Here is a 25,621-nt window from a genome sequence, read left to right on the forward strand (position 1 = left end):
GTGATCGCTGCCAGCGTTGGGCGATGCGATGCCGCGTCGGTCGCGGTGACGAACCGCCACGGCGGTCAGCGCGGCGGCGGCCGATCCCAGCCGATCTGTTCGATCCGCCCATCGAAGCCCTGCCGCACCGGCATGGGGAAGAATGCCGCGAGCCGTTCGATATCGCCGGCGTCGTGGCGCAGCGCCGGCAGCTGCGCGCGCCGCGCCGGCACGATCACCGACAGGTTGTAGCCGTAGGTCTTGAGCCGCGCGTCGCGGCAGTCGATGCCGGCGACGATCAGGTTGTACAGCAGCAGTCCGGCGTTCCACAGGGTCAGGTGCCCGCCGACGATGCGCGGCCGCGCCGGCGGCACGGTGATCGCGAGCAGTCCCTCGGGTTTGGCGAAGTGCAACAGCCGTTGCAGGAAGCGGCCGACGTTGGGCTGGTGCTCCAGCGCGTGCGAGCACCAGACCACATCGAAACGCTGCTCGCTGGCGTAATCGTCGAAGTCGCCGACGAAATCCGGGGCGAAGCCGCCGTAGGCTTCGAACGAGATCGTGGTGACCTGTTTGCCGTGGGCGCGCAGGTGCTGGGCCTGACGGCCGTTGCCGCAGCCGACGTCGAGCACGCTGTCGAAGGCGTAGTCGCGCAGCAGCAACGACAGTGCCTGATCGCCCAGCCACGGCGGCGCCGGCGATTTCGGAGCGACGCGCGCCAATCTTCTGGCGCGTGTAGGGCGGGCCAGCGATTTCATGCGACCGCCCGTTGTTTGTCTTCGGCCTGGCGCTCGGCCAGTTCGACGGCCAGACGCAGGTTCGCGTCCAGCCAGGCACGCATGCCGAACTCGGGGCATTGCGGCGGCATCTGTTGGCGACGTTGCCGCCAGGCATCGCGTTGTCCGACGACTTCGTCGATCGCCTGCGCCATCGCGGCTATATCGTCGACCAGCCGGCCGCGTTCGCCGTCGCCGAGCCACTGCGGTGTCCAACCGACGCGCGGCGCGATTACCGGAACGCCGGCCCGCAACGCGTCGAACAGCGGCCACGGGCTGCAATCGGTGCGGCCGTTGACGACCACCGCGTCCAGGCGCGCGATCCATTCCGCGCAGCGCGCCAGGGGATGCCGCGACACCGGCCACAGCGCGCAGTCGATGCCGGCGCGCTTGAGTTCGCGCGCGGCCGTATCGAGGCGTTCGCCGATCAGCACCACCCGCAGCGGTCGGCGCGCGAGTTTCACCGCGGCGACGAATTCGCTCAGGCCGCTGGGGTCGCTGTCCGATGCCGCATCGGGCGACCACTTGCCGGGCCGTCCGACCCAGCCGACGTTGGCCACCGCGTCGCGATTGGCGGACAGCGGGGCGCCATCGCCCCAGCCGACCGGCTGCATGCGCCAGCGTCGCCGCGACAGGTCGATGCCGGCTTCGGCGAGCACGCGCTGTTGATCGGGATGCGCCAGCATCAGGCCACCGCAGCGCGCCACATCGGCGCGCACGCCGCCGGAGCGGTACAACTCCGCGCCGCCCAGATCGTGCAACTGCGCCAGGCTGCGCATCGGATCGGGCGCGCGTCCGGCTTCGCTGGCGCGCAGGAAGATCCAGGCATCGGCCTGGACCAGCGGCCGTTCGCTCGCCGCGATCCGATACCCCGGCAGCGGCGTCGCCGCGAGCGCCTGTTTCCAATGTTCGAACAGCCAGCCTTTGTGTTCGGCCACCACATTGATCACCGGCGGCGCGGGCGGCTGCGGCTTGATCGCGCGGGTCGCGATCGCGCGCGGCGGCGGCCGCGCGATCACCGAGCCGGTGCGTGGCATCGGCCGTTCGCGCAGCGCCAGTTCCAGCAGGCCGGCGACACGCTGCGGATCTGCGGCTTCGGCCAGGCTGACCTGATGCGCGATCAGATGCTGCGCATAGGCGCGACGGCAGGCGCGCGCCTGCGGCTCGTCGACGCTGGCCTGCAACCGCGACCAATCGCGCGGCGCGTCGGTCAGGAACGGCGGATTTTCGCCCCGGCTCGGCCAGACGTTGCGGCCCAGCACGATCGCGGGCACGTCCCACAGCAAGCCATCGTGGGCGACATTGCTGTTGAGGGTGAGAATGCCGCGGCAGGCGCCGCTGCGCAGCATTTCGTGGATATTGCCGCGGGTCTGCGGCCACAGCAGATCCTGTTTACGGCGCAATTGCAGACGCAGGTGGCGATTGCCGGTGCGCGCATCGGCCGGATGCTGCTTGAAGATCACCGGCCAGGGCGGGTCCAGGCGCGAGGCGTGATCGATCAAGGCCTGCATCGTGCGCAGCCGCGCCGGCGCGTGGCGGACGATGTTGGTATCGGACTCGATCTGCAGCGGCACCAGCAGGAATTGCGCGGGCAGGTTGCTCGCGGCCGGCCCGCTGGCCTGCATGTACTGGTAGTAGCCGCTGAATTCGGTCGACTTGATCGCCTGCAGGCGATGTTCGAGTTGCGCATCGCGTTCGCCATCGAGCGGCTGGCCGTCCCACGCGAACGGCGCGGCATGCGAGTCGGCATTGATGCCGCGCGGACTGATCTGGTAATCCCAGCGCGGCAGCCAGCCGTGTTCGCAGTACAGAGTCGGGCCGGCGGTGCCGTAGCCGCGGCCGTTCCAGACGATCGACAGCACGCGCGGATTGCGCGCGCTGGCGCGCGGATCGCGCACGACGGTGTGGCCCAGTTCGGCGACCGAGCGGGCGAGGGTGTCGAGCAGATCGCCGACCAGGCCGGCGGAGCGTTTTTCGATCGCGACTTTCATGCTGGGACTCCGGGCCTGCGCGATGCGGGCGGGTGCGGGGACGGGGAGCGCGACGGGTTCGGCCGACGCGCGAACCTGCGCCATTGTCGCCGCTGATGCGGCGTGTTCGTACCAGGCGCCGTCGTCGATACGCCCGCGCGGCAACGCGGTAAGCCGGCTGATCGAACTGAGGTTGATCAACTCGACGCCGCTACGCCGCAATGCCCCGGCCAGGCGGCCGTACTGCGCATCGATTTCCTTGAGGCGGCCGGCCAGCGAATGCCGTCCGGTGATGGCGAAGAAATGATCGTCGGTGAAATCCACCCCGATCAGGCCGATCCGTCGCGCGCCCATCAACGCGGCCAGGCGCACCGCGACATACGGCGAGTTCTGACTGTAATGCAGCGCGCCGTCGGCTTCGGCGTCGACGCCGCCGTATTGGCCCAGGCGAAAGCGCACCACCGGCGGCCGCACCGCGCCGAGTTCGAGCTGGGTGAACAGGACCCGCGCATTGGAGCGCTCGACGAAGGCGTAGCGATCGCCCTTGAATTGCTGGCGCGGGTTGAGCACCACCAGATAGGTCGGATCGAACAGGCGGCCGACGTCGTTGACGCCGATGGTCAGCAGCTCGCGCGGACGCGGCAGCTCCAGCAGCGAGGGGCCGCAGCCGCAGACCACGATCGAGCTGCCGCTTGCCACCGACTTGAAGTCCGCGAGCGGCATGATCATGGGCCTCTACAGTTGCGCCAGCAGCGCCAGGTGTTCGCGGACCTTGACCTTGCGCAGCGATTCGACGCTGCCGTCGCCGCCAAGGGCAATCGCGGGAAAGAAGCCGAAGCATTCGTCGTCGGCCAGCGGCCCCAGCCGCTTGCTCGCGGCGCGAAATGCGGGGCGCAACATGATGTTCTTGAGAAAACCCGGATCGCACAGCTGAGCGTCGAACACGTCGGTCACCTCGGGAAACAGTTCGATGCGCGTGTCCGACCAGACGTTGACGAGGTGGTTTTCTTCACCGTCGCGATGAATGAAGCTGCCGAACGCATCGACCAGGAAGATCGAGTCCGCCGCGCGTGGCTCGCCCCATGCTTCGGCGAGGGGCTTCGCCCAGGTTGGCGTTACCGTTCTGAACAGCCCGTTTTCGTACTGGCCGACACCGTGATCGCGGAAGAATTCGATCAACTCGTCGGGCAGATGCTTGGCCGCGGCGGTCAATTCGGCGGCGTCGGGCTTGCGCGCCGGGGAAGGTTCGCCGTAACGCTCGAGGAAAGTTTTAAAGAGGCTCATTCGCATGCTCCATGAGATTTACTGACGACCGGCTCATATCACCGCTTTGGTGTTGACTGTCAAGCTGACATTGAGGGTGACGTCCGGCCTTGCATCGGCGGGAATTTTCTCGGCGCCTGCTTCGATCAAGCCGATGCGGTTCTTCGAGCGCCACTGAGCGCCTATCGAAAAATCAATTCGTGCGTCTCCCAGTTCTTCCTCGATCTCCTTGCCCGAGCCACCGGCGATCTGATCCAGCTTGTGGATGACCGCCTTGCTTTCCGCCCAGGTACGAGCCTGGGCCAACGCCGTGGCCGCGTCCAGCGCGGGATTGTCTTTCTTGAGCTGCAGCGCTTTTTCCTGGATCTTCTTCTCGCGATGTATCGCCGCGAGCCTGTCGCCGGCGGGGTCGCGTCCCTGCGGGCTCTTTTTCTTCGCCTTCTTCTGTTCGGCGAGGCGGTTCTTGAAATCGCTTCGCCGCTTGAGGAAGGTTTCGGCGTCGAGCGACTTCAACTCTCCCAGTTGGCCGCGGATCTGATCGCCGAACTCCTTTTCGTCCAGCCCGGTCTTGCATTTGAAATCAACGGTGACCAGGTCCATCTCGACCTTGGGCTTGGCCACGTCGACTTCGGTGCCGGGGTTGATCTTGGCGCTGATGTGAATGGTCTGGGTCTTGCCGCTGCCGGCCTTGACCGAGGAGGTCAGTTCCGTCATCCGGTATTTCTTCTTGATCACGCCGAGCTTCTTGTCGAGCTTCTTCGCCGCGATGGTCTTGTCCTTGGCCAGGGTGGTGGCCTCGGCGACGGCGCGCTTGAGGTCGGCCAGTTTCTCCGTGTCGGTACGCTTGTCGTCTTCCTTCTTCCCGGTCAACTTGCCGAACAGCTTCTTGACGAAATCCGCGGCTTTCTTGAGCACCTTGTCGATCGCCTGATCGACCTTGGCCTGCACCTTGGTGATGAAGCCCTTGATCTTGGCGCTGATCCCGCCCAGGCCGATCAGCGCGGCCAGGAAGCCGATCAGGATCGGCACCGCGTTGCCCAGCGCCTGTTCGACCTTGCTGATCGCGCCGCCGATCGAGCCGGTGGCGATGGCGTGGATCGAGTTGATCACCGACTCGACGAATTCCATGATCTGCGCGGCGCGTTCGATCACGAACATCACCACGTTGATGATCATCATGATCGCCTGGATGATCGCGCCGGCCGGGTTGAACATCGACACGACCTTGGCCACGGCCTTCTGCACGATGGTGGTGACGATCCAGTCCTGGATCGCGCCGATCACCATCTCCTTCAGGTTCGACAGGTCGCCCTTGATCTGTTCCCACAGCGCGGCCGGGCCGCCGCCGATCAGGGTCTGCAGGTAACCGACCAGTTTCTCGATCACCGTCACCGCGGTCGGGCCGAGCAGCTTCACCGCCTTGGCGCGCATGCGGTCGTAGGTGATGCCGAGCACGCCGAGCACCAGCTTGAGGATCGAGACCAGCGACAGATCGCCGGGGATCTCGATGCCGGCGCTGGCGAGCGCGCCGAACAGCCACTTCATGAAGCCTTTCTTGAGATGGTCCCAGATTCTGCCGGCGAACGCTGCGAAGCCGCCCTTGACCGCGGCGATCAGGTTGGACAGGAAGCCGCCGGGGTTGTCGAGGATCAGGTCGATGGTGTCCTGGCCCTTGCGCAGGATGCCCATCAGCTTGTCCTTGAATTCCATCAAGGCCTTGGCGACTTCGGCGATCTTTTCCTTGGCCTGGGTGACCAGGCCCTTGTTCGCGTCCTGGATCGCCTTGAGCGCTTCGTCAGCCTTGTCGAAGGCTTCCTTGTACTTCTGCGCGAGGCCTTCGGCGAGCTGCTGTTTCTTGTCTTCGATCCCGGACTTGAGTTCGCCGAACTTGTCGGCGTACTCGGCGGTGAGCTGCGCGCCGCGCGCGCGCACCGCCGGCGACAGCGCGGCCTGCGCGGCGGCGATCTTGCCCTGGGCCAGGGCGACATCGTTCTTGGCCGCGGCCAGTTCGCGCTCGACCAGATTGGCGACCTTGACCGCCAATGCGTCCATCGCCGAGGTGAACAGCTTGCGTCCGGCCTCGTAGAAGCGGTTGACCTCCGGCGGCAGGTCGAGGATCTGGTCCTTGATCCACAGCAGCGAGCCGCCGGGCATCAGCAGGTAGCGCTCGAGCTTGTACTTGAACAGCGCGTCCTCGACATAGCTCTTCATGCTGTTCAAGGCCGCGTCGGTGCCTTGATCGAACATGGTGTTGACGGTGGTGTCCAGCGTCTCCAGGCGTTTGTCGACCGCGGCCTTGGCGGTGTTGAAGGTGGTGACGACGAAGTTGGTGAACTTGCTCAGTTCCAGTTCTTCGCGCGCCTTCTGCTGTTCCTGCTTGGACGCGACCTTGGCCTTGCTGCCGCCCTTGGTCGCCAGCAGGCTGCTCACGCCTTTGCCGGCGACGCCCTTGGCCTGCGCGCCGGCCTTGCCGAGCGTCGCCGCTTCGCGGCCGCGGTATTGCGCCGGACCGGCGTCGGCTTGTTTGTGCACGGCTTTTTCCGCGCTCATCACCGCCGAGAAACGCGGGTCGTTGGCGTTGGTCAGGCGGGTTTCGGTCTGCTTGGTCGCTTTCTTGGCGTCGGCGACCTCGGTCTTGCTGTCCTCCAGCGAGACTTCCGCGGCCGGCTTGGGCGCGGGCATGGCCGCGGCGGCGTCGATCTGCGGCGTGGGCGCGGCGGGTTCGGGCGGAATCGGCGTGACCGGTTTGGCGGCGACGCCGGCTTCCGACGGCGCGGCGCTCGAGTTCTGCTTGAGGTCGCCGGTCGCGGCCTGTTTCTGATTGCCCACTTCGCCCTTGAGCGAGCTCTTGATGTCGTTGCCCGAGCCGCCCTTCATGAATTTTTCGGTGTCGCCCAGGGTCTTGGGCATCACCTTTTCGATTTCCGCGCGCAGCATCGACAGGAAGCTGGCGGTCTGCGGCTTGGGCGTGTCGCTTTGTTCGAGCTTGTCGACCTGCTTGGCGCGCGCGCCGGCGGCTTTTTCGTTGGCCGGGCCCTTGGCGGCCTTGGCCGATTCGTCGGACTTGCGCGACGGCGGCGGGTGTTGCTTGAGCTTGCGGGTGTCGGCCTCGAGCTTGGACACCACGCGTTTATAGCGCGGATCGGAGCGCGGATCGGCTCGCCTGGCGATGCGCGCGACGGCCATGGATCAGGCGCCCGGAACCGAACGTGCGGTCGAGCGTGCGATCGAGGGCGCAATTGGGCGCGGCTCGCGTTCGGCCACGCGCATCGGGCAGTTGCCGCCGATCTTGCGGTACTCGCGCGCCAGCGCGGCCTGCAGGTGCGCGGTGCCGACCGGTCCGCCGCTGCGCAGGGCGAGCAGGCGCGCGTGCACGACCACGTTGCGCCACTGGCCGCCGCTGAGCGCGCAGCGGCTGGCCGCGTCCTGCAGCCAGGCCTCATCGCAGTCGCTGTCGCCCAGGTGCAGGCGCACGATTTCGTAGCGCCGCCACGCGTCGGGCGCGCGGAAGTTGATCACCACGTCCATGCGCCGGGCGAAGGCGCGATCGATGCGGTCGGCGGCGTTGCTGGTGACCACCAGGATGCCTTCGAACGATTCGATCCGTTGCAGCAGGAAATTGGTTTCCAGATTGGCGTAGCGGTCGTGCGAGGAGCCGACGTCGGTGCGGTTGGCCATCAGCGCGTCGCCTTCGTCGAGCAGCAGCACCACATCGAGTTCCTCGGCGGCGCTGAGCGCGCGGTCGAGGTTCTTCTCGGTTTCGCCGAGGTATTTGTTGACCGCCGAGGCCAGGTCGATGCGGTATACGTCCTTGCCCAATTCGACCGCGAGCATGCGCGCGGCCAGGGTCTTGCCGGTGCCGCTGGGGCCGGCGAACAAGGCGCGCACGCCGACCCCGCCCAGCGCGACCGTGGCCGAGGCGCCGGCCAGCGGTTCGCGCCATTGGCAACGGGTGACCAAAGCATCGATCTCGTCGCGGGTGAGGTCGTCGACGATCAGTTCGCTCAGCGAACCCTCAGCCGGCAATCGCGTCGCCAGCGTGTCCAGGCGCGCGGTCGGCAAGCCGCGACAGGCGCGGCGCAGGTCCTCGCGCAGCGGTTGCTCGCGTTGCGCCAGTCGCGCGAACGCGCTCGCGCTGGCCGCGACTTGACGCAGATGGCCGCTCGACAGACGCCGCCATCCGGCCAGTTCGCTCAAGCTTTGCGTCGACGCCTGCGGCAGGCATGCGCGCCAATGCGCCAGACGCTGGGTCGGGTCGGGCAGCGGCAATTCGACGTCCAGCACCGGCCGATTGCCGGCGCAGGACCAAGCGCCTTGCCGATTGGTGACCACCAGCAAGGGCGCGTCGACCAGGGGCAAGGCGGCCAGTTGCCGGGTTTCGCCGGGAACCGAATCGGCTTCGATCGCCGGCACCGCGTCGAGCATCGCCGCCAGCACGCCGAACAAGCGCCAGCGGCTTTCGTCTTCGAACACGCCCGCATCGGCCCACAGCAGATCCTTGCCGAGCGCTTGCGCGAGCACGCCGGCCAGGGTCTTGCGGCCGTTGCGGACCGCGCCGCGAATTAGCAGGGTCGGCGCCGCCGCGTCGTTGCGCAGCGCCTGCAACAGCAGCTCGCAATGCAGGTCCTCGTTGGGCGCGATGTAATCGTGCGGCCGCGGCAGCTGCGCGTGCGGCAGATGCCGCAGCCAGCGGGTCGCGCTGAGTTCGCCGCGCAATCCGTCCCAGACGGCCAACTGCACCGTCGGCGTCCAGTCCGGTCGCGGCGCGTCCTGATTGGGCAATTGCAGCAGGCCCAGTTCGATCAGTTTGTGCAGCGAACGCCGCACCGGATCGACGCTGTCGCCGCCGTCGTGGTTGCGCCACCAGGCCATCAACAGGCCGAAGCTGGGGCGGCCGTCGCGGCGCAGGCCGGCGTCGAATCCGCCGTGCCGATCCTGCGCCTGATCGCGTTGGGCGTGTTCGAACAGGGCGCCGAAACGCGGGTCTTCCTCGATCAGGCCGACCGCGAGCAGCAGTTCCAGGTCCAGGGCGCTCAGGCCGGCGCGTTGCAGGGCGAGCAGCGGCAGGGTCGTTTGTCCGTCGTGCGCGGCGTGCTCCCAGGCGCTCAGCGCCGCGCGCCAGTGCAGCGCGGGCGCATCGAAGTGGCCCAGCGTGCTTTCGATTTCCTCGGCATAGTCGGCGAGGAACGGGTGCAACTGTATCGCCGTATCGACATCCTCGGCGCAGGCTTCGATCAGGGTCGCGATCACCGCATACAAGGCGAGCTTGAGGTGTTGGTCGGGGCGATAGGGGCGGTCGGCGAAGACATCGGCGGCGGACGCGGCGGGCAGGGGGTTCATGCGCGGTCTCCAGCGCGGTCGGCGCGGTCGGGGTTGATCGTGTCGAAGCCGGCGGCGTCGAAATGGAAGCGGATGCTGCGCCCGGCCGCGGGGATCCAGCCCGGATCGCGATCCAGGCCGGCGATGCGCAGCGACAGCGGCAGGCTCGCCAGCGACAGATGCACGTCGATGTGGGTGAGGTCGCAGCGCAGGCGTGCGTGGTGGCGGCAGACCTGCGCAGGAAGATCGGCGTCGTGCGCATCCAGGCCGAGTGCGCGCGCGATGCGCGCACGCAGGTACGGCAACTGGCGATCGAGCCAACGTTGCGCCGGCCGGCGCGATCCGGCTCGCGATGGCGAGCGCACAATGCGATGCAGCGTGGCGCCGCGCAGATGCTCGCGCGTGGCGCACAGGTACGCGGCTTGAGCAGCGGGCGACAGCTCGCGATCGCGCGGCTGATCGAACACGACGAAGCCCTGCGGATGCCACAGACGCAGTCGGCCCGCGTCGGCGCGATAGCCGAGGCGATCGATTTCGCCCCAGGGCCGCAGCCAGGCGTCCGGCATGGATGTGTCACGGCCGGGATCGAAATCGTCGCCGGGCCGTTGATTTGCGCCGCGGCCAGCTAATTTCGCCAACAGGGCATCCAGCGGATCGCTACGGAACGAAGCGCCGAACCAGACGCGTCCTATCATCGCCAGCCAGTCCCATGGCGAAAGCGCGATGCCCGGTGTGCGTGGCGAGGTGAAGTCGCCGTACAGCTCGAGGGCCAGGGCGACGTTGAGCAGATACAACAATCCGCCGAAGTCGGTATCGATGGCGTGTGCGGTGTATTCGTTGCCGACGGACTCGGGCGACGATGGCGTCGGCGAGCCGTCGATGTGCGTCGCTGGATCGATGACGGGCGCGGAGAGGGTTTCCGTTTCGGCGGCGTCCATGTTCGCCGCGCGGTCGGACGCGCTCGGTTCGATGGTCGCTTGTGGGTCGGGGTTATTCGCCGCTACGGTTCGTGCCGCCTGCGCGGATGTCGCCGGGAGATCGGCTTGCGTCGTATTTATGCGTGCCTGGGCCGGACTGTCGGGGAATGGACGATGCGTTTCCCGATCCGGCGAAGCCGCTTCATGCGGTCGGGGTGGTACGGACACGAGCGTCTGGTTAGCGTCGACGATGCGGATCGGCGACGAAGCGCTTGCTCCCGGGCCGTGTATGGCGCGGGGCGCGGGTTCGTGGCGCTCGGGCGCAGCGGGCTCGATCGCGTTGACCGCCTGCGAATCGATCCAGCGGTGCAAGGTGTCGACGAATTCCTGGCTGCGCAGCCAGTTCGGGTCGTGCATCGCCACCCGGGCATGCGCGAGCAGGCGTTGCGCTGGCGCAAGCAGGCGGGCGTCAGGCAACTCGGGCGCGGCGGCAAGCAGCCGAGCAATGGCGCGCGGCGAGACGGAGGGTGAAGTCGAACCCTGCGCGGCGTGCGCCGCGGCGGTCGTTGATGCCTGCTCTGTCGAAGAGGTAACCGCAACATCCGGGTCAAGCCTTCCAGATGCGACATCGCCATTTCGATGGTCGAGATCCAGCGAATGCGAATGCCGTGTCGGGTATTGCACCGACGGCACCGCGTAATCGCGAATCAGCGCATCCAATCCTCGCGCCGCGTCCGGCTCGGGCAATCGCGCCAACCACGCGACCGCATCGCCGCGGGCGCACAGCATCGCCAGCAACGACACCACGCGCTCGCCATGGTCCAGCACGTGCTCGCGCAGCCATTGCGTGGGATCGCGTCCTTCGAGCACGCCGGGCCACCACCATCGCTGTGAGACCCGGCCGCGCACTGCGTCGCGGGCCAGGCAGGCGGCGAGTTCGCCGCGATCGAACCACACCGCCTCGGCCTCGGCGGCGTGTTCGTCCAGCCACGGCCGGCGCGCGTTGCGGCTGTGTTCGTGCAAGGCCTGGGTGACCGTGCGCGCCAGTGGGGTGCGCGCGCCGCGCGTGGCGACCAGCCGGCGCACCAGCAACAGGGCGCCGGCGGGCAGGCCGCGCGGCGTCCAGTCGACCGCGTCGAGCGCGCGTTCCAGCCGCAGCCGGGCGAGCAGGCGATCGCGCTCAGTGCCGCGCAGCGTGACGCTGCGCAGCTGTTTCAGATCGCGATGCGCGTCCGGCCGCATGCCGTGCTCACTTGCGCCGCAGCAGCAGGAACAGCAGCAACAGCACGATCAAGATCAGCCACCACCAGCGCTTCCACCACGGCTGGCCGGGGCCCGGCGGGACGTTGTCGATGATGTCGTTGCCGATGCTGTTGCCGGGCGTCAGGCTGCCGGCCGGCGGCACGAAGCTGTCGGGACGATAGATCGGTTCGGGCAGGAAGTGCAGCGAGACCTTCGGCGGCGTGCCGGTGAATGGAATCTGCACGGTGTAAGTACCATCCAGATTGTCCTTGGGCTTGACCGGCGCCTGGCCTTGCGCGTTGAACCAGAAGTAGTTGGCCCAGCCCGGTCCCATCTTGCCGCCGAGCACGTTCTTCGGGGTGGCGACGATGACCACCGCCTTGCCGCCATCGATCGTGACGATATTGCTGCTGTACTGAGTCTTGGCCGGATCGGGCAGCGAGCGCACATGCACGGTGCGGATCTGCTGGCGCACAAACGGGCCGCCGGATTCGGATTTGCCTTCGACCAGGAACACGAACTGGTAATGGCCTTCGAAATCGGCCGGCACCAGCGCGCTGTAGCGGCCGTCGCCGGCCTTGCTGTCGCCGTTCGCGGCGGCGCCGTTGTCGAGCAGGGTGATGGTTTCGTTGGCGTGCTTGAGCGCGTCGGGATCGGCCGCGAGCAAGGCCTTGAGCTTGAGCTGCGCCGCGCTGGCCTGATCGCCCTGCGGCGCCGATCCGCCTTGCACGGCGGCGTCGGACAGCACGTCGCCCAGGTTGTTGCCGGGCTTGACCACGAACACTTTGACTTGCGCCGCGGGCTGGGTGTTCAAGCCGAGCAAGGGCTGGTCGAGATCGTTGACCTGCGCGCTGAGCTTGATCTTGCCGCCGACCGCATATTCGGCCGCGACCGGGCCCAGCACCGAATTGACGTCGGAGTCGTCGCCCAGCAGCGACAGATTGAACGCGACCGGTTTGCCGAAGCCGCCCATGACCTGCAGCTTCCACACGCCCGCGCTTTGCGCAACGCCCACGCGCGGGAAGGCGACATTGCCGATCAGGCGGCCGCCGAGGGTCGCGGTGGAGGGAACGAAGTCGATCGGGGTCGCGCCGGCCGGCGGCGTCAGCCGCACGCGCAGCGAACCCATCGCGGCGTTCCAGTTCAGATTGAACGCCAGGCTGTGGGTGCCGGTGGTGACCGGGAAGCTGGTCTCGAACGGCGCCGATTCGGTGGTGACGTCGCTGATCACCCGCAGCGTTTCCACCGAACTGAAGCGCACCGCGTTCTGCAGCACCTGCACGAACAGGTTGGGCAGGATCGCCGCATCGTCCTCGGTGTTGAGATAGAAACCGTTGCTGGCGATCGAGGCCTGCTGGTTGATGGTCGCGTCCACCGCCACGCCGGTGCCGACGGTCACGCCGTAGATCTGCACCGGCGGCTGGTTCGGCAGCGCGACCGGGGCGCCGCCGCCGGTGGTGGTCTGCACTTGCGATCCGCTCACCTGCGCGAGCGGGTCGGTGTTCTGCTGACCGTCGCTCATCAGCAGCACGATCTTGCGATTAGGCTCCGACGGGGCCGGCGCCAAGGCTTGCGCGCCCTTGAGCAGGCCGCCGCCGATCGAGGTGGCGCCGGCCGGATTGACCGCGTTGATCGCGGTCTTCTCGGTGGTCAGGTTGAGACCGCCGAATTCCTTGAGGCCGTCGATGCCGGAGCTGGCCTGCAATTCCTTCAACCATTTGATGTCGTGATCGAAATAGACCACGCCGAGCCGATCCACCGGTCCTTGCACCGCCGGCGCGCCGCCATCGGCCGGACAGGCGACGGCGAAGTTCTGGCATTCGTTGTCGCGCAGCGCCTTCCACATGTCGATGAAGGTCGCGGCGGCTTCGTGCAACCGCACCATCTTGGTCGGCGCGCCGGGCGACGCGCTGACCGCGTCGGACATGCTGCCGGAACGATCCAGCACCATCACCGCGTCGACGCCGATCCGGCCGCCGGAGAGAATCTGCGGCGTGCCGGTGATGCTCGCGACCGGCCCGTCGTTGCGCGGTATCGGCCGGAACGCGGTGCCGCAGGCGGGATTGCCCGCGCCGACGGTCTGCTTGTCCAGGCTCTGCACCGAGGCGGCGACGATCCGCGCCGCGCCGCCGACCACGCTGACCGTCCAGGTTTCCGGAGCGAGCAGGGTGGAGGTGCAGCCGCCGCCTTCGTTCAAGTTCGAACGCAGGCGCAGCACCAGCACCAGCTTGTTGTCGGCGCCGCCGGGATCGGCGCCGGCCTGCTGCGACTTGATCACGGTCAGGCGGTCGGCGCTGACCGCGCCGGCCGGCGTGTTCGGAAAGGTTTTGAAGCAAGCGTCGTCGGGGGCGAGAAAACAGTCGTTGTTCGCGTTGGTCAGGACCATGCTTTCGGTCGCCAACGCGCCGCTGCCAGCCTCCTGCAGGTTCACCGCGATGTTGGCCGAGGTGTCCAGCTGCAAGGTGATCTTGAGCGCGCTGATCTGCAATTGCCCCGGCCCGTTGCGGTTGGGCACGGTGATGTCGAAGCTCGAGGCGGGCGCTGCGGCCGCCAGGCACGACCAGGCCGCCAGCGCGCACGCCAGCAACAATCGTGGCGCCAGGGTAGTCAATAGGGTGCTCATCGAATGGTCCTCGGAGGTTTGCGCGTGGTTCGTGCGGTGGGACGGTGCGGTGCGGATACGACGGCGGGCGATGCCGTCAGGAGGTGCGTTCCAGCGATATGCCCAGGGTCGCGGCGACGTTGGCGTTGGGCACGGTCACGCTGAGCGTCGCCGGCGCGGAATCGCCGATCGCGATGCCGTGGGCATTGGTCAGCGCCGGCATGTCGACCAGCAAGGTCGAGGGCAGCGGCGCGGTCTGGATCTGCGAGCCGGCCTTGACCACGAGCGGGAAGCTGACCTGGGCCGGGCCCGGATTGAGCACCAGGCTGACCTGGTTGTTGGCCGCCGGGGTGGCGAAATTGAGTCCGGTGATTCGCGCCTCGCGCGACGAACGCAGGATGGCGTTGCCCGATACGACATCGCGCGCGTCGCTGATGCTGGGATTGGGCGCGCCCGCCACCTGCGGCAGCAGCACATAGGGTTTCTGGTCGGTGCCCTTGGAATTGACGATGCGCACCAGCACCGACTTGGTCTGGCCCGACGGCACGCTGAGATTGGTCGGAATGGTGAAGACCAGCTGGATGTTGTTGCTGCCCGCCAGCAGCGCGGCCGGCGAGATCGGTACGCCGTCGATGGAGACGGCGTTGGTCGCCAGCGGGAAATCGAAATTGCCGAACAGGGTCAGGTTCTTGCCGATGTTCTGCTGTTGCGCCGGCGAGAAACCGGTCAGCAGCAACCCGGTCTGGGAGCCGCCGCCGTTGCCCCCGGCCAGCAACGCATCGTGCTCGTTGAGCAGCCCGATGATCCGGTTGAGCAGATCCGAAGAGATCACGTCCCCGGGGCGTACGGTGTCCAAGATCGCCATAAATCCTCCTGATCGGTTGTGCTACGCGCTTTCGCAGCAGTTCGCGTAGTTGCTGTAGTCGAAGCGCGCCATGTCGAGCCTGGGCGACGCGAAGTCGGGCAATTGGCCGCTGGCGAAGGCCAGCATCGGTTGTACGGACTGGTTGTCGTGCAGGGCCTTCGCGTTTTGCCAGGGACGCCAGACCCACAGGAATTCCCTCTGCCCCAGATCGACCGGCGCATGTTCGAGCGCGCGCTGTTGCACCGCGCCGAGCTGGCGCACGTCGATGAAGGGCGTGCCTTGTTGCGAGCCCGGGCCCGGCCGCCGCGCGATGCCGTTGAAGAACGCCGCATCGTCGAAGCCGCGCAGCGGCAGCCGTTGCAGCGGCACGATGCCGAACGGCGGCAGGTAGCGGAAATATTCGCTCGCGTTCAATGCCGCGGGCGCGCCGCTCGCCGCCAGCACGTCGCCCAGCTGCTGCTGGAACTGCGCGCACATTGCCTGCGCCTCGACCAGCCGCCGCGCACGCGCCACGAACGCGAACGAAGACAACTCGCCGGGGACCAGCGGATTGCGCTGGAACGAGAAGCCCGACAGCGCGTCGGGTTCGAGCAGCGCGCGCCGCACCGCCCAGGTGTCGACGAAGTTCAGCCCGGCCGCGGTCCAGTACACCAGCGCAATCGGGACGTCGCAGTCGCTCAATGCGCCGCTGCGCAGTTCGTCGATCAGGCCGTAGCTCGGCGGATCCACCCGCCACGGGTCGAAGGCATTGGCCTCGCGCGCTTCCACGCCGAAACAGCGGTAGGCCAGGCGATTGCGGAACAGCGGCGAGGATGGGTCGAGATCGGCGAAACGCAGGGGATTGATCGCGAGCAAGCGAAACTGCACCGCGTCGATGGTGGCGTCGGTGTTGCAACGCACGTTGGACGGGTCCAGGCCGTTGCTCGGCGCGCGGCCTTCGCTCGATTGCGCCGGCGCGATCGTCAGCACGTACACGCCTGCGCCGGCGACGTAGGTGCCGTCGGCGAGCGGGTTGCATTGCGCGAACACGCATTGGCAGCCGTCGCCGCCGTCGTCGGCATCGTAACGGCGGGTCAGGGCGACGCTGGTGTCGGCGCCCAGGCGCAGGGTCTGGCCGAGGCGGTTGATCGCAAGGCCGGCGCGCACGCGCAGCACCGGTGCGTTGGCCTGATCGAGATCGGGATCGCGCGCGGCCTCCAGGCCGAACGCCACGCCGTCGCCGATCGCCATTCCCAGGCGCGCATCGGCCTGGCGATGGGCGAGTTGTTCGCGCGCGAGGTCCTTGCCGGTCAGCAGCCGGCCGTTGAAGAAATTGACCTGGCGGATGCCGCCTTCCTTCAAGGGCTGCTGCAGTTGCAGGACATTGTCGAGAGTGCTCATGGCCGCCTCACGCTGTCGCGATCGAATGCCACTGCCCGGCGCCGTCGGCGATCAGGGTGATGGCTTTCTTCTTCTTGACCGACAATTCGGCCAGGCCGTCGATGCCGTCGCCGGACTGCGCGTCGGGTTGCAGGATCAGACTGGTGAGGTCGGCGTTCTTGACCACCACCTGGCGGCCGGCGTTGGCCGGCGTCGACGGCGGCAGGGTCAGCGCGGCCTTGCCGCCGCCGCGTCCGATCACGATCCGCGGCTGGCCTTCGAGCACGCCGTCCTGTTCGAGGAACTGCACTGGCGGCGGCAGCGGCGGTGGGTCGATCGCGAGGTTTTCGAAGGAACCTTCCGAGGACGCCTGCATCAGCGCCATCGGCCCGCCGAAGGCGTCGTCGCTGCCGGCGCAATCGCAGCCGCACAAGGCCCATTCCTGCAGCAGGCGCTGATGGATCAGATACGGGCGCGCGCTTTCGTCGAGCTGCAGGCTGGCCGGACTGCCGTCGACCTGCCACACGCCGCTGGGCGAGCCGCCGATCCAGCTGACCTGCATGGTCAGCGAGGCGAGGAACACGCAATCGCTGTCGGGATACTGCGGGCCGTGGCAGCGCATCGCCATCCACAGCGGACGCAGTTCGCTGATCCAGAAACCGAAGGCGACGCGCAGGAACTCGCATTGCTGTTCGCGCGCGATGTCCAGGCCGGGCGAACCCAGGTCGAACAGGTAATCGCCCAGGCTCTGCGCGCTGGCCGGCGGCGACAGCGGCGGCGATGCGTTCTGCGCGTCGATCCACGGTTGCACCGCGCCGCGCAATGCGGTGCGCCATCCGTTCGGATCGGGCGACAGCGGCGGGCTGGTGTCGATCACGTTGATGTTGCCGCGCAGCCAGTGGACGAAATCGCGCAGCGCTTCTTCCTCGACCTGCACCGGCGGGTGTTCGCGCAGTTCCAGGCGGAAATCGTCGGCCACGCGCGAGGGCTTCATCAGTTCGTCCTCGGAGCGGCACGGTTCGCCGGGAATCGGCACCGGCCGGGTCTGGCAGTCGGCGTAGCACAGGCCCAGGTACAGCGAGACAACGCCGGCGGTCACCACCGGCGGCGAGTTCGGCGGCAGGGTGGGATCGAGCATGCGCGCGACCATCGCCGCGTTGTCGGTCTTGGCCAGCCAGCGATTGATCAGCGCGCACTGGTCGGCCGGCACGCAGATCAGGCGCCCGCTCGGGCTCAGCGCGGAACCGGCGCTCACGTGCAGGCGCGGACCGTCGCTGCCGTCGTCCTCCATGTACACGCGCAGGCCGCTGAGCGTGCCGTAGCCGAGCGCGTCGCGCGCCAGCCATCGGTCGCGCCCGGCCAGATAGGCGAACTCCTGTTTGAAGTCGTCGACGCCGAGCACCATGCCGCGCTCGTAGTTGACGTGCTGTGCGGGGTCCGCGGGCAGGCCCGTCAGAGTGGTCACCGGTTCGTTGCAGCAGCCCATGGTTCAACTCCTGGAATCTTTAGCGCTCAGCATTCGAGCGACAGCCGGTCGCGGCCTGACAGGCGCTCGCGACCGCCGACGAAACTGGCGCCGAGGTAGGCACGGCCCACCACGGCATCGGGGATCAGCTCGCTCGCGCGGCTGCCGGCACCCAACTGTGTATCGAGCCCCAGCCGCGCTTCGCCGACGCGGTTGAAGGCCCAGTAGAAGCGCACGTCGAACACGGTGTGCGCGGGTTTTTCCAGTTCGACGATGCGCCGCGCCAAGCCCAGGCGTTGCTCCAGCGCATACGGATCGGCGATCACGCTGGCGACCGGCAGCAGCACCGAGAAGCGGTGCGCGGTGCGATGCATCGCCAGCAACTGGCGTTCGAACTGCAGCCAGTCGGTCTGCGCGGCGAAACTCGCCGGCAGCCGATCGGGCAGCGGCACCTGTTCGAAATCGGCCCAGGCGTTGGCGTGCGCGGCGCGCAGACGTTCGATCCGGCGATAGCGACGGGCGAGGAAGTCCTGCCATAGCTTGCGTTCGCGCGAACCGGCGCCGCGCGCGCAGTAGTCGCGCCAATCGTCGATCGCGGCCTGCACGGTCGGCGGCGAGGCAGGCAGCAAGATCTCGTCGAAGCCGGTCCAGGCGCTGGCGTGGGCGTGGTTCAAGGCGTCGATCTGGACATAGCGCGCTTGCAGGAACGATTGCCAGCGCGCGCGTTCGGCCGCGCCGACGGCGGGCACGAAGCCCAGTTCGGCGCTGGCGAAGTCGCGCCAGTCCTGCGCCGCATCGATGTCGTTTGGCGGCGCCAGCGAGAACGGCGTGATCTGCTCCAGCGGCGTGGCCGTGCGCTGTTGCCAAGCCGCGTAGCGGTCGGCGAGCCCAGCGTTGCCTTCGGCCGGCGTCCACAAACGTCCGCGCTGCACGCTGCGTGGACCGCTGTCTTGATCGAGACCGACCTGCGCGGGCGGCAGCGCCTGCGCGACCAGGGTCTCGACCAGGCGCGTCTGATACGACTCGACGATGCGGATGCGCCCGGCGCCTTCGTCCTGCGCGCGCGGGCCGTCGAACACGATCGGATCGAAGTCGCTTTCGAACGCCAGCGACAAGGCGATGCGCAAGCCGTGCACGGTGCCGCGCCAGCGGAAGAAATCCATCGCGTGCTGGACCAGCAGGCGATGCCGGCGCTCGTCCCAGGACGGATCCAGCGCCAGATCGAACCAGCCGGCCAGCCACGGCAACGCGTCCTGCGGGACGCTGCGCGCGTCGAACAGCGATTCGACATTGACGATGCGGTCCTCGATCTGGGTCAGGCTGCTTTCGCAATTGGCCAGCCAGCGTTCGAGGAAATCGCCGTTGTCCACGTCTTCGCGGTACACCGCGGGCAGGAAGCGTTGCGGGTAGGAGAAGCGCGGCGCCCACAGCCGCAGCGCGCGCAGGCGCGGCGCGGTGGTGCCGTTGCGGCTGCGCAGGGTCAGCCGCAGTTGCAGATAGCGGCCGCGCGCGTGTTGCAGCAACAGTTCCCAGGTGCCGCTGCCGGCTTCGCGACGGGTGACGCGCGCGGCTTCGCGACGCAGCCACGGCAGCTCCGGGCCGTCGCCGCGCAGGCGCGGCTGCGGTTCGCGTAGCCAGCCGCCGATCACCTGCGCATCGTCGGCCGGTTGCGATTGACCGTCGAACCAGCCACTGAGCTCATCGCCGGCGCGGCTTTCGATCTCGACTTCGCAATCGGGCGGCACGCTGCCGTCGAACAGCAGCTTGTCCCAGACTGTGCCGAGTTCGTCGCTGTCGAACACCGGCGTGACCAGCACCGCCTGTGCGGCAAAGCGCTGGCGATGCTGCTGCACCACCGGGGTCCAGCGCGGTTGCGCGCTGCCGCAGTCGTAGTGCGCCTTGCCGGCCACCGCGACCAGGGCGCGGCCGCCGTAGCGGCGCAGCGGATACAGTTCGGCCGGCGCGCGCAGGCTGAAGCGGCCGTCGCGGTCGATCACGTCGAAGGCATGCACCTGGTTGCCGATTTCGCTGGCGATGAACAAGCGCGCCTCTTCGCTCGCGCCGCCTTGCCCCAGGCCCGCGGCATACACCATGTCGTGGGCCAGCGCGGGCAGGGCGTCGAGCCATTGCGAAGCGTCCACGCCCCAACCCTCGCCGTCGCGCTGCAGGCGCACGACCTGCGAGCGCTGCTGGACGAGATCGCGATTGAGCACCATCACCCGGCCTTCGCCGTGCGACTGGATCGCGATCGGATCGAGCAGGGCGACCGCGGTCTTGGCCAGGTCCAGGCCACCGGGGAAGCGCTGCGCCGCCTGTTCGCGCGGCGGTCCGGACAGCGGCTGGAAGTCGTCGATCTGCGCCGGCGCGACGTCGATCATGGCGTGGCCGGCGTTGACCACGGCCAGCGTGCAGTCGAGTTCCCACAGCTGCCGATGCGCGCGGTCGAGCACCCAGGCGCCGCCGCCGTGACGCGCGCACATCGCGAACGGTTCGAACGGCACTGCGTCGGGCCATTGGGTCTGCAGCGGCGGGCCGCCGGAGATCAGGTCGAAGCTCATCAAGCCGCGCAGCGTGCCGCGGGCGAAGGCGACCACCAGGTAGTCGTCCTGAGTCGTGGTCAGGGCGAGATAGCGTTCGGCGATGGGCTCGCGCGGCGCGTGCGCGATTTCGAACGCGAGCCGCAGTTCGCCGCGCCCGGCGCCGCAATCGGCCGGTTGCGCCGGCCAGAACGCGCTTTCGTTGCCGCTGCCCGAGGAGGTCACGAGCAACGAGCGCGCATCGTCGGCGATGCGATAGACATTGCCGTTGCGGTCGGCGCTGGCGCCGCGGCGCGCGTCCAGGGTCAGGCGCAGTTCGCCCGAGGTGGCGGGCAGTTCGATCAATTGCGGTTGCAGGGAAATCTCCGAACGGGTTTCGTCCCAGCCCGGGAGGTCGTCCGGCGGCAGCGGCATCGGGCTGACCAGCGCATCCCACCACAGCGCCAACGGCTGCGCGTCGCTGCCGCGGCAGCGCGACCAGTCGTCGCGGCCGAACAGCATCTGGAAGCGCGCGCCGTTGACGTTCATCAGCAGGTCTCCGGCACGATCGGCACCGGCAGCAACGGCTTCGCGCCGCCGCCCGACGAGCCGCCGCCGCTGCTGTTGCCGCCGCCGCGCAGCGCGTCGATCGGCAACGGATCGCCGACCACCACCGAGATACCGAGAATGCGCGGCAGCTGCAGGCCGCTCATTTCGATCACATCGCTGGCGCTGCGTTCGCCTTCGGCCAGCAGCACGTCGGCGACCGAGGTCACCCCCGACACGCGCGCGACTTCGGCCAGCAGCACCCGGCTCGCGACCGCGGTGCGCAGCGGCCAGCCGCGCGCCGGGTCGGCGGTGCGCGGCGCGAACAACGCGGCCTCGCGCGGCATCGCCCCGGCCGGGCCGATCGGCGCGAGCGCGTCGCGCAAGCGGCGCTTCACGTCGTCGACCACTTGCGCTATCGCGTAACCGGCGGCGGCTTCGATGCCGACCGAGATCCACACGCCCTTGTAATCGGCGCCGCGCACGACCAGTTCGGTGGTGACCAGGCGGCGCGGGTCCAGATGCCGGCACAGCGCGTTGAGGAAGGGACGATCGGCGCGCGGCGCGTCGGGCTGGCCCGGGTCGTGGCGCGGAATCGCCAGCACGGTGACCACGCCCGGCGCCGAGCCGGGTTCGTTCGGAGCGAGGTCGGGATGGAACGCCGGCAGCACTTCGATCCGGCCGATCTGCACGCCGGGCGCGCGGCAGGCGATCGATTCGAAATCGTCGACGCTGACCATGCGGTCGCGATGCTGCAGATAACGGCGCACCTGTTTCTCGCCGCTGTCGGTGCTTTCGGCGTCGGCGCCGCCCCAGGTGCGCACCGGGTTGGCGACAGCGAAGCCCGACGGCAGTTGCGGCGCGTTATTGATCGCCGCTTCGGCGACGTTGCCTTGCGCGCCCAGGCAGAATTCGTAGGAGGCGAACACCCGCGCGCCCAGCGGCAGGCGGCGACCGCGCAGGCCGTCGCCGAAACGCAGCTCGCCGGCTTCCGGATCGAGTTCGAACACGTCGGTCGGGCCGGGCCTGGTGCATGCGGCATCGCGCGCGCTGCTGCGCGGATCGGCGATCGGCACTTCCGGCGCGGCCGCGGCGAGATCGTCGATCTCGTTCCAGCGTTGCGCGCTGCCGTCGCCGAGCCGGGTCAGCACATTGACCGAGCCGCGCAGCACCGGACGTCGCGACAACCGCCGCAGCTGATCGGGGCGACCGTCGCCGTCGGCGAGCGGTTCGGCGGCGATGCGCTGGATCTGCCGGATCGGGGTCGCGTTGATGCCGGCCCAGCGCAGGCGCGCCTGCGCCGCGCCGTCGGCGGAAATGCGCAGCCAGGTGATCGCGCGCGCGGCCAGCGCCGGATCGTCCAGGCTCGGCGGCATCGCGCCGACGCCGCCTTCGAGCGGATCGATGTCGCGCCACACCCGCAGCTGATCGGCCGCGGGCAGACTCAGCTGGACCACGCCGGGCACCGACAGCAGATCGACGTCGGTGCGCGGTTCGAGTTGCCGATACGCCGGCGCGGGGCGATCGTCGCCATCGCGCGGCACGCGGCCGTCGGCCGGCACGTTCGGCAATTCGAAACGCAGCAGGTTGCGGCTTTGCGCGTTGCCGGCCGGCAGCAGTTGCGCGCTGGTCGCGTCCAGCGCCGGCACCAGGCCGAGGGTCAGGGTGCGGCCGCCGAGCTGATCGCGCAGGTGCTTCCACGGGTCGTCGGGATCGCCGGGGGTGTCGTTGGCGCGCGCGAGCAGCGCGATCCACAGCGAACGGTCGACGGTGTCGGCGTTGAGGTCGACGCTGTCGACGACCTTGCGGTCCAGCGCCAGGGTCTTGTACAGCTGCACGTTGCCTTCGCCGGGGAACGGCAGTTGATACGACGCGTACAGCAGGCGGTAGTAATCGAGCAGTTCCTGCGAGGGATCCTCGATCCGGCGCTTGAAGTACACCCGCGCCTCGACCGGCAGCACGTCCAGGCCGAGCTGGGTGCGGAACGGCACCGCGCCGGCGCGCACTTCCAGATCCGCCGGCAGGGTTTCCACCCGCGCTTCGCCGCGCGCGTTGTCGATCGCGATCAGCCCCTGCGCGGCCGAGGCGCTGGCCAGCGGGATGCGCAGCATCTGCAGGAACTTCAGACGATTGCGCTCGGGCGTCAGGTTGGCGCGGTACAGCAGGTTCTCGGTCAGGAACGAGAACAACTGCACCAGGGTGACGCCGGGGTCGCTCTGGTTGAAGTTGGTCCACTCCGGCGTATGCACGCTCGCGCGCGCCAGCGTGTCCTCGACCAGTTGGGCGTAGCGGCGATCGTCGATGGGCGGGGGTGCGAGCGGCATCGGGGCGGCCTCAGTTCACGGCCAGCGGAATGGCGAGGCTGATGCGCTCGCGCGACGCGGTGGCGACCAGCCGGTAGGTGATCGTCGCCAACGCGGTCTCGGCTTCGCTGGGATGCGCGATGACCTCGACGTCTTCGACCTGGATGCGCCGTTCCCAGCGCGCCAGCGCGCGCTGCATCGCCTCGCGCATGCGCGCATGGGTGCCGGCGTTGTTGGGTTCGAACAGGAAGCGCGCGAGTCCGGCGCCGTAGTCGGGCTGGCCGACGCGCTCGCCCGGCTCGGTCCTGAGGATGATCGCGATCGATTCGCGGATATTGGCCTCGCCCGACGACCACACGAAGCCGCCGTCGGCGCCGACCCGCGGCGGAAACGAGAATCCGCGTCCGAATACGCTGTCGTTCATGACGCCTCCTTCTTGCCTTTCAGGCCCGGCACCGGGAAGCAGATGACGAAGTACGGCAGCCAGCGGAAGATCAGATCGAACAAGGTGACGATGATGATCAGCAGGATCAGCGCGCAGATGGTGATGATCGGGATCGATATCGAGCAGATCATGCCGATGTTGATGCCGCCGCTCTGGCACGGCCCGCCGTCGCCGGCCGGCAGATCCTTGTGGAACGGCCACGGCAGCACCGACAGCACCAGGTCGACCAGGCCCATGCCCTTGGCGCGTTGCACCTGGCCGCACAACATGTCCGACAGCACGAACGCGGTATTGCGTTGATGCTTGCGCAAGCCGGCCGGGCTGGTGTCGGTCGGCAGCGAGATGCGGATCGGCCGCGCGGGCGCGTCGGAATCGAAGAATCCGGCGAGGCGGAAACGCTGGGTCGGCGCCGACAGCAGCGGCGGGTGCAGCGGTCCGCAGTCGCGGCGCGCATGCACGAAGCGCAGCACGAACCAGCCGCCGTCGCCGAGGTTCGCGCCGAGGTTGTTGCCGAGCGCGTTCTTGACCTGCAGCGCGAACGGCACCGGCGGCGCGTCGGTTTCGGCCGTGGCCACCAGCGCGCGCGCGAACAGCGCGGTGAAGCGATCGACCTTGCGCGCGATGTCCTGGCCCGGCACGGTGCCGGCGAGCGGATCGGCGTCGACCTCGGGGGTCGAGCCGCTGAGCTCGTCTAGCGCGAGATACGGCCCGGTCGCGGCGAGCGCGGTGTCGACGCCGGCCAGGCAGAAGTGGAAACGCGGCCAGTCGGGCAGGCCGCGGGTGTCCTGGCCGGGCTTGGAACCGGTGGCATAAGTCGCGGTGCTCGCTTCCAGACGCGCGCCGACGCCATCGGCGCTGATCGCCTTGAGCGCGGCGCGCATCGAGGCCAGCGGCGGATACTCGCCGCCGCTGCCGAGCGCGGCGATCAACGCCGGGCTCATCGCCGGCTTGCCGAGCCAGTCGTACAGCGCCTTGCGCGCATCCGACAAGGCCGCGTAGCCGCCGCCGTTGTCGACGATGACTTGCCACAGATCGGGCAGGTAGGTCTTCAGATGCGTGGCGCAATCGAGCAGCACCAGCCACGACGCGCTCTGCTGCTGCAGATTGAAGTTGAGCGCGCGCGCGACCCGGTCGGCCGGCGGCTCGCTCTCGTCGCCGATCTGCGGCGTGGACTCCGGCGCGGTCGACAGTTTGTAGGCCGAACGGATCAGGGTCTTCCACGGTTCGCTGACGTCGATCTGGAACTGCGACATGCGCGCGAGCTTGGACACGGCCGGCGCGGGCGCGCTCGTGGCCGCATCGAGTTGCTGCCGTTGCGCGCTGGCGAAGCTCTCGACCGGGGTCGGATCGACTCGCACGCCGAGATATTCCTCGCGCCGGCCGACCGGCACCGTGCCGGCCCACAGGCTGCGCCGATGCCGGTTCTGGTCGAGGAAGTTCAACGAAAACGCCGGCAGGCGTTCTTCGCCGGGCACGAAGCCGGCCTCGTCGCAACGCTGCCAGCGCGCGCCTTGCGCGTCCTTGATGTAAGCGAATTCGTGCAGCGCATCGGCCGCGCCGCCGGGCAGCGGCAACAGCCGCCGCAGCACCATGCCGACTTCTTCCGCGCCGCCGCGCACCAGCGCGTGTTCGGGCAGGCCGTGGATGCCGCAGACCAGGCTGGCGGTGGCCAGATAATGGCGTTGATGCGCGGGCTGATACAGCTTCAGCGGCAACGCGTCGGCGGGTTCGGGCGCGATCTTCGGCTGCGCCGCTTTCGCCATCGCGCTGCGCCGCGCGCTGCGCACCAGCTGCGGCAGCGGCGCGCGTTCGACCAGATCGGGCGGGTCGACCATCGGCTTGCGCCAGGTTTCGCCGCGCGCGAGCAGGCGATCGATGCGGGCCGGATCGTGGGCGAGGGTGCCGAGCAACTGCTCCATGAATTCGTCGCTGGCGAAACGCAGGATCGCCGGCCGCGCTTGTTCGTGCTGATACTGTGGCGACGGCGTCGCGCTGTCGTCGCCGAAACGCGACCACAGCGGCTGCGGACTTTGCCAGCGCAGCGGATGATGGTTCAT

14 protein-coding genes are annotated in these 25,621 nt (G+C 68.5%); all 14 read right to left on the reverse strand.

The genetic code is table 11. From position 1 onward, the window contains the following. Positions 1-65 precede the first annotated feature (65 nt). The 14 genes from IEQ11_RS11760 to IEQ11_RS11825 all read right to left on the reverse strand — a co-directional run bounded on the left by IEQ11_RS11760 (position 66) and on the right by IEQ11_RS11825 (position 25,621). Positions 66-734 (reverse strand): class I SAM-dependent methyltransferase, encoded by a 669-nt coding sequence (locus tag IEQ11_RS11760; protein WP_191822566.1) that lies wholly within the window; start codon positions 732-734, stop codon positions 66-68. After that, positions 731-3,451 (reverse strand): glycosyltransferase, encoded by a 2,721-nt coding sequence (locus IEQ11_RS11765; RefSeq protein WP_191822565.1) that lies wholly within the window; start codon positions 3,449-3,451, stop codon positions 731-733. Before IEQ11_RS11765 ends, IEQ11_RS11760 begins: the two co-directional genes overlap by 4 nt. Before the next feature lie 6 nt (positions 3,452-3,457). Next, positions 3,458-4,006, reverse strand: coding sequence for a T6SS immunity protein Tdi1 domain-containing protein (locus IEQ11_RS11770; protein WP_191822564.1), 549 nt, complete (start codon positions 4,004-4,006; stop codon positions 3,458-3,460). Between the two features lie 33 nt (positions 4,007-4,039). Then, positions 4,040-7,171: a polymorphic toxin type 15 domain-containing protein gene (locus IEQ11_RS11775; RefSeq protein ID WP_191822563.1), complete on the reverse strand. Its 3,132-nt coding sequence runs from the start codon at positions 7,169-7,171 to the stop codon at positions 4,040-4,042. A gap of 3 nt (positions 7,172-7,174) precedes the next feature. Continuing rightward, positions 7,175-9,325: an AAA family ATPase gene (locus tag IEQ11_RS11780; protein ID WP_191822562.1), complete on the reverse strand. Its 2,151-nt coding sequence runs from the start codon at positions 9,323-9,325 to the stop codon at positions 7,175-7,177. After that, complete coding sequence (locus tag IEQ11_RS11785; protein WP_191822561.1) at positions 9,322-11,178, reverse strand: hypothetical protein; 1,857 nt, start codon at positions 11,176-11,178, stop codon at positions 9,322-9,324. Before IEQ11_RS11785 ends, IEQ11_RS11780 begins: the two co-directional genes overlap by 4 nt. Positions 11,179-11,470: 292 nt before the next feature. After that, entirely contained in the window at positions 11,471-14,086 is a 2,616-nt protein-coding gene (locus IEQ11_RS11790) for a choice-of-anchor X domain-containing protein (protein WP_191822560.1), read from the reverse strand. A gap of 76 nt (positions 14,087-14,162) precedes the next feature. Continuing rightward, entirely contained in the window at positions 14,163-14,930 is a 768-nt protein-coding gene (locus tag IEQ11_RS11795) for a hypothetical protein (protein ID WP_036107414.1), read from the reverse strand. Positions 14,931-14,951: 21 nt separating this feature from the next. Next, positions 14,952-16,310, reverse strand: a complete 1,359-nt coding sequence (locus tag IEQ11_RS11800; RefSeq protein ID WP_191822559.1) for a hypothetical protein — start codon at positions 16,308-16,310, stop codon at positions 14,952-14,954. A gap of 7 nt (positions 16,311-16,317) precedes the next feature. Then, on the reverse strand, positions 16,318-17,754 hold the full coding sequence (locus IEQ11_RS11805) for a hypothetical protein (RefSeq protein WP_191822558.1): 1,437 nt from the start codon (positions 17,752-17,754) through the stop codon (positions 16,318-16,320). A gap of 47 nt (positions 17,755-17,801) precedes the next feature. Then, complete coding sequence (locus IEQ11_RS11810; protein WP_191822557.1) at positions 17,802-20,819, reverse strand: phage tail protein; 3,018 nt, start codon at positions 20,817-20,819, stop codon at positions 17,802-17,804. Next, positions 20,819-23,140 carry a baseplate J/gp47 family protein gene (locus tag IEQ11_RS11815; protein WP_191822556.1) on the reverse strand — a complete coding sequence of 774 codons (2,322 nt, stop codon included), beginning with the start codon at positions 23,138-23,140 and terminating at the stop codon, positions 20,819-20,821. Before IEQ11_RS11815 ends, IEQ11_RS11810 begins: the two co-directional genes overlap by 1 nt. A gap of 10 nt (positions 23,141-23,150) precedes the next feature. Beyond that, entirely contained in the window at positions 23,151-23,543 is a 393-nt protein-coding gene (locus IEQ11_RS11820) for a GPW/gp25 family protein (protein WP_191822555.1), read from the reverse strand. Then, positions 23,540-25,621: a hypothetical protein gene (locus IEQ11_RS11825; RefSeq protein WP_191822554.1), complete on the reverse strand. Its 2,082-nt coding sequence runs from the start codon at positions 25,619-25,621 to the stop codon at positions 23,540-23,542. The genes IEQ11_RS11820 and IEQ11_RS11825 overlap by 4 nt, the downstream gene beginning before the upstream one ends.

This window comes from Lysobacter capsici, from assembly GCF_014779555.2.
Lineage (GTDB): Bacteria > Pseudomonadota > Gammaproteobacteria > Xanthomonadales > Xanthomonadaceae > Lysobacter > Lysobacter capsici.